Annotated in this window: 11 protein-coding genes and 2 pseudogenes; 7 read left to right on the forward strand and 6 right to left on the reverse strand. The window is 52.2% G+C overall.

From position 1 onward, the window contains the following. Positions 1 to 199: 199 nt before the first annotated feature. The 5 genes and pseudogenes from GRS80_RS12585 to GRS80_RS12600 all read right to left on the reverse strand — a co-directional run bounded on the left by GRS80_RS12585 (position 200) and on the right by GRS80_RS12600 (position 5,332). Positions 200 to 1,171: a PD-(D/E)XK nuclease family protein gene (locus GRS80_RS12585; protein WP_160047867.1), complete on the reverse strand. Its 972-nt coding sequence runs from the start codon at positions 1,169 to 1,171 to the stop codon at positions 200 to 202. A gap of 328 nt (positions 1,172 to 1,499) precedes the next feature. Continuing rightward, positions 1,500 to 1,690, reverse strand: a pseudogene (locus GRS80_RS20755) (IS4 family transposase); the annotation flags it as partial. A 158-nt stretch (positions 1,691 to 1,848) separates the two neighbouring features. Beyond that, positions 1,849 to 2,460, reverse strand: coding sequence for an adaptin protein (locus GRS80_RS12590; protein WP_160047868.1), 612 nt, complete (start codon positions 2,458 to 2,460; stop codon positions 1,849 to 1,851). A gap of 45 nt (positions 2,461 to 2,505) precedes the next feature. Further along, positions 2,506 to 4,452, reverse strand: a complete 1,947-nt coding sequence (locus GRS80_RS12595) for a pentapeptide repeat-containing protein (RefSeq protein WP_160047869.1) — start codon at positions 4,450 to 4,452, stop codon at positions 2,506 to 2,508. Between the two features lie 175 nt (positions 4,453 to 4,627). Further along, complete coding sequence (locus GRS80_RS12600; RefSeq protein WP_160047870.1) at positions 4,628 to 5,332, reverse strand: hypothetical protein; 705 nt, start codon at positions 5,330 to 5,332, stop codon at positions 4,628 to 4,630. A gap of 232 nt (positions 5,333 to 5,564) precedes the next feature. Here GRS80_RS12600 and GRS80_RS12605 point away from each other — a divergent pair, with 232 nt between their 5' ends. Further along, positions 5,565 to 6,305 carry a DUF6293 family protein gene (locus GRS80_RS12605; RefSeq protein ID WP_235019736.1) on the forward strand — a complete coding sequence of 247 codons (741 nt, stop codon included), beginning with the start codon at positions 5,565 to 5,567 and terminating at the stop codon, positions 6,303 to 6,305. Positions 6,306 to 6,875: 570 nt separating this feature from the next. On the opposite strand, the pseudogene GRS80_RS12610 reads toward GRS80_RS12605, so the two are convergent. Next, a pseudogene (locus GRS80_RS12610) lies at positions 6,876 to 7,034 on the reverse strand (ISH3 family transposase); the annotation flags it as partial. 110 nt (positions 7,035 to 7,144) lie between these two features. Here GRS80_RS12610 and GRS80_RS12615 point away from each other — a divergent pair. From GRS80_RS12615 to GRS80_RS12640, 6 genes are all read left to right on the forward strand, one after another. Continuing rightward, on the forward strand, positions 7,145 to 7,420 hold the full coding sequence (locus tag GRS80_RS12615; protein ID WP_160047872.1) for a PadR family transcriptional regulator: 276 nt from the start codon (positions 7,145 to 7,147) through the stop codon (positions 7,418 to 7,420). A 92-nt stretch (positions 7,421 to 7,512) separates the two neighbouring features. Beyond that, on the forward strand, positions 7,513 to 7,821 hold the full coding sequence (locus tag GRS80_RS12620) for a hypothetical protein (RefSeq protein ID WP_160047873.1): 309 nt from the start codon (positions 7,513 to 7,515) through the stop codon (positions 7,819 to 7,821). 535 nt (positions 7,822 to 8,356) lie between these two features. Next, positions 8,357 to 8,584: a hypothetical protein gene (locus tag GRS80_RS12625; RefSeq protein WP_160047874.1), complete on the forward strand. Its 228-nt coding sequence runs from the start codon at positions 8,357 to 8,359 to the stop codon at positions 8,582 to 8,584. A 266-nt stretch (positions 8,585 to 8,850) separates the two neighbouring features. Continuing rightward, positions 8,851 to 10,197 carry a PD-(D/E)XK nuclease family protein gene (locus GRS80_RS12630; protein WP_160047875.1) on the forward strand — a complete coding sequence of 449 codons (1,347 nt, stop codon included), beginning with the start codon at positions 8,851 to 8,853 and terminating at the stop codon, positions 10,195 to 10,197. A gap of 311 nt (positions 10,198 to 10,508) precedes the next feature. Beyond that, positions 10,509 to 11,549 (forward strand): HEAT repeat domain-containing protein, encoded by a 1,041-nt coding sequence (locus GRS80_RS12635; RefSeq protein ID WP_160047876.1) that lies wholly within the window; start codon positions 10,509 to 10,511, stop codon positions 11,547 to 11,549. A gap of 306 nt (positions 11,550 to 11,855) precedes the next feature. Then, positions 11,856 to 12,398 carry a GIY-YIG nuclease family protein gene (locus GRS80_RS12640; protein ID WP_200840384.1) on the forward strand — a complete coding sequence of 181 codons (543 nt, stop codon included), beginning with the start codon at positions 11,856 to 11,858 and terminating at the stop codon, positions 12,396 to 12,398. Positions 12,399 to 12,475: the final 77 nt, after the last annotated feature.

A 12,475-nucleotide genomic window follows, 5' to 3' on the forward strand; every position in this document is an offset into this window, starting at 1 on the left:
CAATCGAGACACAACGCTCGGTGAAGCGGGAGATTTTCGTCATGGACACCGAAGTCTCCCCGCTTCAACTCCTTTGATTTACTGACCTTTCCCGACACCGTCTAATGATTCAACGCAGCCGTCAGAACTGAATAGAGGCCCAGAACACAGAGTCTCACTCAGCGCCGGCTCTGGGTTCGAACAAATAGCTACATGACCGTCAGATATCCTCTTCGATGAAGATCGGGTGAAACGTATCTGAAAGGGTCAGTAGCTCATCCACGATCGCATCAACATAGGAATCAAAGGAACTGTCTCGGGTTACAGTTTCATGGCCCACTTTTTTCGACCCAATATTCACCTTCCGGTCAAAACGCCACCTGTAATCGGAAAGCAGTTCCGTATGCTCTGAAGCTACCAATTTCAGTGATTCACGATCTTCCTCTGTGAGTTCGTCTAGGCTTTTGATCTGTAAGCGGACAGTCGTCCGGCCCGTATTACCAATGTCGCCGACAAAGACATCGTACCGGATAGCATCGTGATGCTCTGGATGCGTTGATTTGAACGAAGTACGTTTGTTGTATCCCGTGCACTCGGGATCTCGTTCGAGATGCTGTATATCCGTTTCATTCTGGAATCGGTCCTCAATTCGGCAGAGCGTATCAGTAGCATCAGCTGTAGTTGACGTGCGCGATTTTGTCAGTGCTGCTTCGAACACAGACTGAAGAAAGTCGCTCCCATCGTGTGAAATGGTCCTTATCTGTGCAAGAACGTCCTCATAGTGAATGATCGAGTCGAACCCCGTCTCATCTTCCTCCGATACGTAGCTCTCCGGGGCTAACAAACAGACAGTGTACGAGTCCCAGTCATCGTGTTCGATACGGAACGCACCTCGGTTGTAGTATCGTTCAATCTGGTTCGGTTGCTTAGCGGCAGCTATCTTGTTTTCTACCAATACGATATGCCGGTCACCAGTCGCCATGCGGAACCCGAACTCGATATCGGATTCACCTTCTCCAGCGTAACTTGCGTGAACGGCACCCCCGATATAGTCAGAAATATCGGTAGTAGAATCGGTCTGGGAGATAAACCAGTGCCTGAACGAATCGGAGGTCTCTACCAACTGAGCAACCGAAAGGTCGATGTCGTGCTCTCCGACAGTCTCGAACGATGTACCCTGTTCGATCTTCATGTGCGACAGTTTAGAGGGATGACTGATGATGGTTTCCCCGATTACTGTTGATATCACAGGATTCTAGTGAGTGCTTCGGTGAGTCTCCGCGGCAATACGCTTGGCCGATTTGCGCGGTATATTCATCAGGGACTGTCCCACCAGTTATCGGACAGGTGCACTGTTTCACTGTAGTGGCAAGAACAGAGGTAGCCTCGGCAATACCGTCGATATATCCCGGTGGCACCATTGGTCTTTAGCTAAGCCTCAGCAGTCGGTTGGATGGTGTCGCGAGCTGTTCTTGGAGGATCGAACGTTGCTTATGGATCCTCTGAACGTCATTGATCAGTCTGAAGACTGCAAGCGTTCGGCTTCGCCGCAGGCGAAAGCCGAACGCGAACGACCAGACAAGTGGTGGAATCTGGAAGTTCCCCTCGCGCTCGACTACGCCGACGCATCGGCGTGGTCTTCGAGCGCTTCAGAGGGAAGGAGGTTAGTGAGACGTCGTTCAATATGACGTGAGGAGGATTTTGTGTGCACAGCTGAATCTTCCTCATTCCTTCCGAAAAGGTGTCCTGATAAGCCGCTGGATTCATGCATTTCTTCGCTTATCTACAGACATAGAGTTCCGACTTTAAGTCCATGTCTGTAAGTCGCATCATCGAAGCGAAAAGTCTCGGCCCTTAAGGTCTAATGATTTACCTGTACTGGAGCGGTCCTGGCTGATCGAAGTCGAGTGGTGGATATGTATCGGGACAGTCAGGATCGGTTAGGGGAATATTCGATGGGTTCTCGAGTGGGACTGGCAGATCAAGACCTGCGGTGTCAGCTTCAACTGCATCTACAAACTCCTCGGGGAAATAGTGTGCCCATCCATCTGACTCAAGGTCAGAAAGATCAACATCGTCGACGACGATGAGCTGGTACGTTTCGGATGCCGTTGCCAGCTGACCGTAGACTGCTTGAATGAGATGAAGACCTTCCCGGCGGCCGGGTAGTCGAGCTCCAACAGGGACATGTGAGTGGAATTTCATCGGGTTTTCAGGAAGTGTGAGATATCGCCAGCAGGTGATTGCCTCGCTAATGCCGGGAATCGATGCCTCTTCGCGTAGCGTCTGGTTCCCCGTCGCCCAGACGTCGATGTCCGGTACTTCGTGTGCCAGGTATTTGATCCACGAAAGTGGGACAGCGTCTCTGTCTGGGTGTGGATTAACGCTTACCGTGTGGTCTCTGTCAAAGCAGATGACCGTAGTTGGGACTGGATCTGTTCGATCTGTACCGTTCGACTGGGTGGGTGAGTCGGACGTCATGGAATATGTATCGAGGTGGCCGCAACTAGTGATGATGACTGTACTTCACTGCGTGTCGAGGTAGGAGATTCCGACAACAGCCGGAAGCGAGTCCGTTTGCAACGTATTCTCTTCTTCGTGCTGTTCGTGCCGTGCGATCTGTACCATCAACCGCCGTAAAATGGCGATTCGAAATTCGGTGTGTGCAGCCACAGACACATCCGACTCGAGTGCATCGGCCCTACCGGAAACAGCCACGAGATGATCGAATCGCTCGAATCCGGGATCCAGATGGGCGAACTCGATTTGGGAGTCCCCCTCGGAGAGAGTATACGCTGCGATCAGCGACATCTCCTCGAGTAGTGTTTCTGGTTTCTCGGCGTCACCGTCTATCCCAAGTCCGAACACGTAGACGGCAGCTGTCTCATCAGTATCGACTTCGATCGCAGCTGTTCGGGCCAGTTTAATACTGTGATGGAACAGTCCGTACCACGTTTCGTGATCGATACTCTCGAGGGCGGTTGCGAGTGCTTTTGTGCGAGCTACGTTCGGTTCGATAAGCCGTGCTGCCTGAGCAGGAATAACGATGTCTCCCGAAAGAGCATCCAGTGGGACCGTCGTCCCGACGTTGTCGAGTTCTTCTGGCCGAGCCACGATCAGGGGGCCTTCGTCGGCCTCCACCGAACGAGAAAGATCTGCTACATCAAGATCGGGTTCGATGGCAAATCGTACGTCGTCGAAGGAGGGGCTGACGAGGAACTCTGTCTCGTCGAACGAGACCTCCGACAGAAACTGGCACCCGGTGAAGTCTGGCTCACCGGCGAAAGACGCGGAGTCGAATCGGGCTGTTCCTCCGAATTCCGTTCGTCTGAATACCGCTTGTCCATCAAATCGGACGGATCGAAAATCTGCGTCGCCGCCAAGTTCGGCGCCGAACTGGAAGTGGTCAATCGTGGCTTCCCTGGCGTCGACGTCGCCGTCGATCGTCGACCCGTGGAAAAACAGCTGGGAGGTAGAGCACGTATTTCGAACGACGACGTCGCTCCCGAACGTCGCATCTCGGAGATGAGTTAGGCCCTCAAATCGAGCGCCCTTGAAGTCGACAGTCCCTTCGAAGTCACCGTATGTGAACCAGACCTCGTCTTCAAACGTACTGTCTCTGAACGAGAGCGAGTCACCGAAATTAGCGAAAGAAAACGAGGTGTAGCCCTCGAACGTACTCTGGTCGAACGAAGCGTCCACTCCACGATGGCGGAAGTCGTCGAAATCCACATCGTCACCGAACGTTGCCTGAGGAGCGTGCAGCGATCCAGTGACGGCCGCGTGACAGCAGGATACGTCACCGCCGACTTCAATACCGGATAGCGTGAGGTCTCGGTCGAACGATGCCCCAGTAAGTCGAAATTCTCCACCGATAGTGCTGTCGGCGAATGACACGTCGTCTGCGGCAGTGATCATCACAAAATCCGCAAGCAGACGCCACTCGACTCGTTCACACGAGAGTTCACCATCGAACGCTGACCTGGCGAATCTGACGTTGGCACTGAATGAAGCCTCGTCGAACACTGCTGGCCCCTCTACCGAGAGATCTCGCGCATCGACGAACCCGGCATCGAGCCCATTAGCGACAATACCATTATCGAACTGGGCATGAGAGAACAACATCTGCCGACCGACCTTCGTGGCTGAGAGGTCAATTACGCACTCGAACTGTGCACCACAAGCGTCGAGTGTCCCTGTAATAGCAGCATTGCCGAGGAGGAGTGGAACTTTGATCGTTGCATTCGAGAGGTCGAGGTCGCCGTCGATCGTCGCCCCTCGAAGATCGATCGGTTTGTCGTCGGGGGTTTCGAGGACTGTTTCTGAGAGGTCTAACGACTCGAGACGGCCACCTGCAAATATCGCCTCCTGATCTGATTCGGAAACTGCTTCGAGGAACGTGTTAGTTATTGTACTCGGTGGGTATTGGCCTTCAGTAGTGTGGAATAGACAGCGATCGTCGTCACTAGACACTGGCGGGTGTGGGCAATGATTGGGTTCCGTAACGGGGAGTGGTCCAACGGCTGCCGGCTCTGTCTCACTTAGTGATTGATACTGGTACGAACAGTGGGTTTCTCGAGTCATAGGTGGATCGTCGTGGAAATGGCTATTGGTCAATCGAACGATACAGCAGCGCCGGCAGGTTGGATTAGTGCGTACTCGAAAGCGACTCGGTTTCGGAGAACGTCCACCAAGCAATCTGATCGATTTCAATCATCGAGTACGTTGAGTGGGCTGCCAGCCAGCGACATGATTCGATCAGCTTTCCGTCCGAAGACGAATCTACGTCGAACTCAGGATGCGCAGCCTCGAGTTCACTAATGAATTTATCTACCTGGATGTCGGGTTTGACGGTGTCGGCGCCAGCGATCATCCGCAAATACTGGAAGGTCGCAGGCCCGATCCCGTGGACCTCGCCGACAGGATCAGATCGATATTCCTCCGGGTCGGCGTTTTCTGCCCATGTCTGAAGCAGATCTAAGTCATCTGCACCGGGTTTTGCATCTTCAAGCAACGCAGATGGGACGTCATAGACGATATTCGGACGGCCAATGGTGAAGCTCTCGGCGAACTCAGGATCGTGTTCCAGCTCGGCGAGATCTTCCAGTGACTGTACTCTCCCAGATTCGATAAACTGGTCGCGAAACGCTTCAGCATTGGGTTTGACGATATTTTCGTAGTTGAGTCCGGTAGCAGATCCGGCTGCGTCGGCGATGATCACCTTTGGATCCGCACCAGTCCAGCGATCGAGGTCTTGGAATTTGGAAGCGTGTGCCCGATACTGTGGGGCGTCGTCAGCGTATTTGTCGAGAATTTGTTGTACGGTCTCGTCGGTGGAAGTAGGTTTCTCCATTTGAAACACCTCGTAACCCTAACTGAGAGGTCACGAATACATATTGGGTATACAGTATTATAAATATACTTGTTAACTTAGAGTTGTTATCTTTAGGAAGCGAGTAGTAATTCACACGATACCGTGGTTGACGGTACCAAATATATTGAGACTCCTCGGAGAATACTAACGCGTAGATATTAGTAATCTCCTTACGTTAGATTAAATAGTATCCCCCAAAGAGATGAGCCAAATGAATATTGTCGACCGAGTACAAATTGCACCGCTCGGTTACGAGAAAGAGCGCGTGAAAGAACCAATCTACCAATTTAATGCCGACAAAGTAGTCCTGATTCGGCAGGACAGTAGCACTGATTACGAGACCGAGTACCAGCGAAATCTCATCTCCGAGTTAGAGGACAACGATCGAATCGAACTCGAGATTTCGGAGTGTGACTTTTTCGATCTCGAGAGTTCGCTACATGCTCTCACTAGCATAATCCGGGAACACGATGAGCACGATGTCTATGTAAACGTCTCGACTGGGAGTAAAATTACTGCAATCGCAGCAGTGATTGCATGCCAAAACCTGGATGCGACACCGTTCTATGTCCGCCCCGAGTTCCGCAATAACGACGGGAAACTCGAGCCCCCAAAAGAACCACTCGTGAGTGGGGTGGGCGAAATTACAGATATACCAGTTTTCAGTCTTCGAAAACCATCTACAAACCAACTACTGGTTCTCTCCCACCTTGCTGAAGAAGATGGGGCGACCAAGAAAGACCTGATAGAGTTCGGTAAATCGCAAGAATTTGATTTCATCGTGAATTCGGAAACGACGTCCCAAGAGGGACTGTACAGACTTCTCGAGACGCATATCATCGAACCGCTACAGTCTGAGTCATTTATCTCTATAAAGAAAGATGGGCGGACGAAGCGAGTGGATCTTTCCGATCGTGGGAAAGAAGCACTCCAAGTATTCCAGCCTGAGTGAGAAACCGGACAGATTTAACAGCGAATCCTCGCGAGAATTGATCTAAGGGCTCTAGTGAATCGCCACACTTCCGGGGTGTAGTGTCTAGCAGTCTTCCTGAGATCAGCTAACCGGTTCGCCACTGCTGGATTCCTCAAGGTTTCGGTCACAATCGTACCAATGTGAGGCCTCGAGCGATGTGATCCCCATCCAAAAGTCGCCGCCTAGTGATTCACCAGAGCCGAGCTAAGAAATAGAAAGACAGACTCCGGCGATTCAGACAACCTGCAACGGTTTGTCGAGGCCCAAAACTCCGTAATTGAAGGCATCAATGTTCAGCACGGACGACAATGATGAGTGAGCCAGTACACTTGAGACACCGTTATGTCACAGGGCTTGATCTAGACGAATCCAATCTCGGTACCTCACAAGGCATCTTGATCTGAGCCGGTCTGAAGCATGATTTCTGTTGTCAGCCACAGTGATCGGATTGATTTTCTCGATGCTCGGTGGGGAGTTGTCGTTGTCGGCGGCTGACCGCCGCCGACGCGACAGCGTTGCCACTCGCGGCGAAGATTGCTCGGTCGGTGCTTAGCGGTGGAGCCGATCGGCCGGTGGCCGATTTGCGGGGACGGCCCTCGCGGTGCGTCGGGCCGTCCACGCTGCCCATCGGATCATGTTGATAAACTCCTTGAATGACCACGACCAGAGGCGACGCCCGCCACGGTGGGGCGTCGCCACGTATTCGTGTGTCACCCTGTCGGTAGGACAGTCATGAAAGGTGGAATGTCATACAGTGCCAATACTCGGTTGTAGCCGGAAAAGAAGTCAAATACAGGTTCGTTGAAGACTCTTGTAGAATGAACGACCTCACCGGATTTCAGCGTGATCTGTTGTACGTGATCGCGGGTGCTGACCAGCCGTCTGGACAGGACGTCAAGGATGAGGTTGAACGGTACTACGAGAGTGAAATTAATCACGGTCGCCTCTATCCGAACCTGGATACGCTCGTCAACAAGGAGTTCGTCAAAAAGGGGCAACTCGATCGCCGGACGAACTACTACGCCATCACCGATGCCGGTGAGGACGTAATCCAGGAGCGACGAGAGTGGGAGCACCAGTACATCGATATGTGAGTCAACGTGCATTCGGTCAAAGTGGACGTTCACTGCTTCCAACGGTTGTCTCGAAGAGAAGGCTTATACTGGCCAAATAGCGTCATCAGAGTATGTCCGCTGAGACTCCCGACACTCTGCCACATCTCATTACTATCGTAGGCAGAGGCGTTCCTTCGACCTACGAAATTACCGTCGACGGCGAGATTGAACTGGTCGGTGCTGATCCACTCGAGGAAGCCACGGTCGTCACGGACCACGCCGTAGAGGGCGCGGTTGATACCGGGGTAATGCGATTCCGATTTTCCGGCCAGATGGCAAACGTACAGGTCGCCGACTGGAACGGTGTACCAGCACCGGACTCACCGAGCACACCGGAGGTCCACATCGATTACGGCGCACCCGCCCAAGCCGGGAACTAATGCGCTTTCGGTCGCTCGACGAAACGACTGGCGACGGCTAACCCAACATATTCCAGGATGCGGAACCTCACACTCTAATATCGGTAGTTTCAGTTTCACTTTGGTTGGATCGCATATATACTATTCAAGGTTGGATACTGATTGTAGAGGGGGCAGACACACCACACCCTGGCGCAGTCACACGCGCTCCCCCTTCCAGACCACGTACAGTTACCCATGTCCACGACAAATCCACCATCTCTCGGTACCTGCCCATTCTGCCACGCCGAGATCACGACGATCGACGTGATCCTTGAGTACCAAACAGACTCGGGTTTGGCAGTATACGCCGAGTGTCCCGAGTGCCGAGACGTCGTGAACCCACAATAACCGCCGACCCATGCTATTTGAAGAGATGAACCGGTTGCTGGCCCGGACAACCCAGACAGAGGTCGTCTACGAGTGCCGGCGCTGTGGAACCACTGTCGATAGCGATACCGAGACCTGTCCAGCATGCGAATCAGACGCGATCGTCCAGCACCGGATCTCTTGACATATGCCAGCGGAATACGACCGGATTCTGGATGTTGTGGCTGAGAACCCGGGAGCCACCGTCGAGGAAATCACGGACCTGGCACAAGATCGTGGCGTCACCGACACAGGTATCCCGGATCTCCTCTCAACAGCAGAAGACAACAACGATCTTCTCGAGTTTAACGAACAGTACTGGGTAGTGCGGACAGGCAAATATCGGTTCCATCGCTACGACCACGCAAAAACCTGACTACACTGCCAGACCTAAATATACGGAGAGAGATATTGGGCGATACGCCCTGATGAATATAGAGGATGAATTCAGCATGGTGACTTTGATTATATCACGCCGGTATCAGCGAATTATTCACTCATTTTATATGTGGAGTGGCGGAAGGGTTTCCCCGTTTCAGATGATGTGCTTCGTGAACTGACCTGCTTGGCGACGTGCTGCCCAACCTGTCGACTTTTGAATTATGAGCAAGTTTGATTTCGCCCCCCTGCATGGTCTGTGATGTGACAAACAGTATTAATCGTCAACTAGCTGGATTCAAAAGCGACCTAGATTCGCTTCCAGAAGCTGAGGAACCACCATCAACGACACTACAGATCATTCGAAATAACCAACAGGAACAGGACTGGCAACGTCTCTTGTTTCATTATTTGTCCCCGGATGGCCCTCACGGGCTAGATCACGCGCTTTTGGAGCATTTTCTCTCGGCACTCGCCGACCGAGGCGACCTGGAGTTCACGTTCTCTCGTTTCGATCTCAGTAGCATACAAATCAAGACAGAGGTTATCACATCTAACGGGCGTCGTCCAGATGCACTCCTATGGACATCCGAAGATTGGTTCATTTGTTGGGAATTGAAAGTCGAGGCGTCGGAAGGTGAAGATCAGACCAACGATTACGTTGAGGCTGATTCCTTCCAAAGTGTCAGCCTCAACAAGGAGGATGTCCCATCTGAGAGGCACCATTACATCTATCTCGCTCCGGACGATGCATCTCCACCGGAAGCCAGTGAGTTCGTCGCCATTTCGTGGAAATGGGTGGCCTCAAAGTTACAGTCATTTCTCGCTGATAGTCACGGCCAACATCCAGCACGAACAACCGCACAGCTCAACGATTTCATTGGCACGATTCAGAGTGAACTCAAGATGACCGAATATGAAGAAACCCAACAGGAGAAGGTGGAACTGTATCTTAATTATTATACCGAACTCACGGAGGTACAACAAGCGTTTGAAGAGCAGTGGGACGTCTTCACTAAGACGTGGGGAACCCGCCTAGCAGAGGCACTTGATACCGCTGTCGTTGTTGAGGAACCGAATGTTCCAGACCCACACGTTTCAGCTCAAATCACAATGGGGAATAATGAAGAAAAACAGTGGACATTTTGGCAAGATCATGATTGGGGATCGATATACCCGAAAAATTGGTGGACTAAGCTAGATGAGCGGAAACCGATATTCGATACGGCAAAACCAAACGGTCGGGTCAGCTTTATTCATCGACTCGGGGATAGATTCAAACCAGTTGCTGTAGGAGATCGAGAATTGAAGTTTTGGCTCAGAAGTGCACGCGCCTCTCATGACGACTTTCACGAGAATTTTGCTACAAGATTCCATTCAGATGAGGAAATTGAAGACCTGATCCCGTCTCGAACCACCAGAACAGGAAACCAGTCCAATGTGCTTGAAGCAACATACGATATCAACGTTGACTCACATTCTGACTTCTTCGAAGCTTACATCGCTGCATTGACCCGTGCGATGGATGAACACGTTGTCTCGAACCCCGAACTGGTGGATAAGATCGACAGGATCTGCCAGCAGACAATCGACGAGGATACACCGTTCTGAGTCGCTAAATTGTCATATCTCCGGCGCATCGTGGGAAGGAATTGGTACTTGAGCGTTGATTTCGGGCGAATCTGTGCAATGCTATCAAAACCGCTGTGCGAGCTTCGTCTCTGAGTGAGTCCTTGTTTTTAGCCTCGCTGATGATTCCGAGATAGAACACTCACTATTCGTCGCTAATTTTGTAATAATTGCAAGAATCTTTTGCGTATTCGATCGAATAGCGGAATCGAATGGATTGTAATCGAGGGGGCAGTGTACAGCGAGAATCGTTCGTCGAACACTTATTGTGCAGTTCTTCTAACGTATCACCAATGGAAGATTCGAAAACAGACATTGCGGACCGAGCAGGTCAACTTCGACAACTCGCACTCACAGATCCCGAGCGGGTCGATCTCGACGAGTTAGGGATGATACTCTCTAGCCCAACCCAAACGCCGAAAACCCACGGCGCCGCCATCGTCGCTTTGATGAACGTCGCCAGGACGCAGGACGACGTCGCCGCCCGGTTCGTCGACGACATCATTCGACTGGTCAATCGACCCTCGCTCAAGACGAAAGTCGCACTAGGTTGCCTTCGCCAACTGGCCGCAAACGATCCTGACGCCGTGTTCGAGCATTTGGACGAGGTTACCAGTAATGTCTCTTCAGATGATCCGGATATCGTACAAGCGGCGACAGGGTGTTGTGTTGAATTAGTCGACACCGACCCCGCTGCGTTCACCGATATGGTCCCAATGCTAGCGGCACTGCTCGATTCAAAGCAGCAAACGACCCGAATCAACGTCGTCTACGTTCTCTCACAGATCGCCTCGGAGTATCCGGAAGAAGTGAAACCTGTCGTCCCGCAACTCGTCAACGGTATCACCAGTGAGGATAAATCCTATCAGATCAACGCACTATCGGCGCTCGGTTCCATCGTCTCATCGTATCCTAACGCGGCCGTCGACGCGACGAACGACATCGCCGACACTATCTCGACGAGCGAGTCCACAACCGTACAGGCGAACGCCGCTGGCGTCCTCGGCGACGTCGGTGACCAACACCCGGACGCGATTGTTGACCACGTCCCGGTCCTAATGACGAGTCTCGAGAGTGATGATGAATACTTAGCAGGGAACGCTGCTGCAGCGATCGTCACACTCGTCACCGAGGAACCCGACGCTGTAGTCGACTCGATTCCTGCACTCGTCGAACACCTCGATCACCCGTCTCCAGTCCTCCGTCGAAACGTCTGCAAAGCACTCGGACATCTTGAGGCTACGATCGCAATTCCCAAACTCTCGTCGATGGCTGACTCCGACCCCGACAATGGTGTGCGGGAAATCGCTTCGTGGGCAGTTGAACAGGTGTGAACTAGAGGACGCTCTTGGACCCCAACGGTGTAGAACAGACGCTACAAGCACCTGAGTACCGTCCCAAGCGTGGGCAGAGTGACATCAGTTCTGCAATTCAGTTGCGGTCATATTTCCGGGGAAGCAATCTAGGCAAAGTAGACTTGGGAGCTTAGACGGTTCGGACGCCACTACAATCACGATCGACCGAACCAAACAGTCAATGGTTGAACACCAGCTGAGGAAGTGCTGAACCAGATAGTGCCCCTCATCCCCAAAGATACCGATGAGTTAATTTCATAGATCAATACAAGTCATAGGTACTGGATGAATAAGACTGCACTGTGGAACTCGTGGCTCGAGAAAACACTCTTACAGGATCTAGACGCCGAGGAAGCGGCGGATCCCGTTCCGTTTTTCGAGACCGTTGATGGTGAACTCGAGATGAGCAGTGCACTAGGGAGCTACAAGTGGGGAAAGAACGATGGTGACTATCTCTACTTGGTCTATCTGTTGGATGAGGCGTCCTCAGATGATTGGAGCATCACTCCAGTATACGTGGGTGAATCGAAGAACATCAGCGCACGGATTGGACAACATGCTCGGAAGATTCGGGATTCCTTCCCGATCACCGAATGGGAAGACAACGGCCACTGGGGAAGTTTCTCGAAATACGATCAGATCGCAGCTGTCGCTGAACTCGCCGAGAGGCCGTTGTACGTCTGGATCACCGACGTCGACGATCTCGAGTGCGGTCCATATGGTTACGAGACGTATCGCCAGGAGCTCGAGGCAAAGCTCGTTGGGTTGCTTCACGCTCAGCCTGCGTACGAGCGGATATTTGCAAACCGGGCATCCGTTCTAGCTTAGCGACTGACTGAAATGGGGATCACGCCGAAATTGCGTCAAGTCTGACCGCAATCATACCGAGATAGCTGCTGTTCCAA

The organism is Natrialba sp. INN-245 (assembly GCF_009807105.1).
In the GTDB taxonomy this organism is placed as follows: domain Archaea; phylum Halobacteriota; class Halobacteria; order Halobacteriales; family Natrialbaceae; genus Natrarchaeobius; species Natrarchaeobius swarupiae.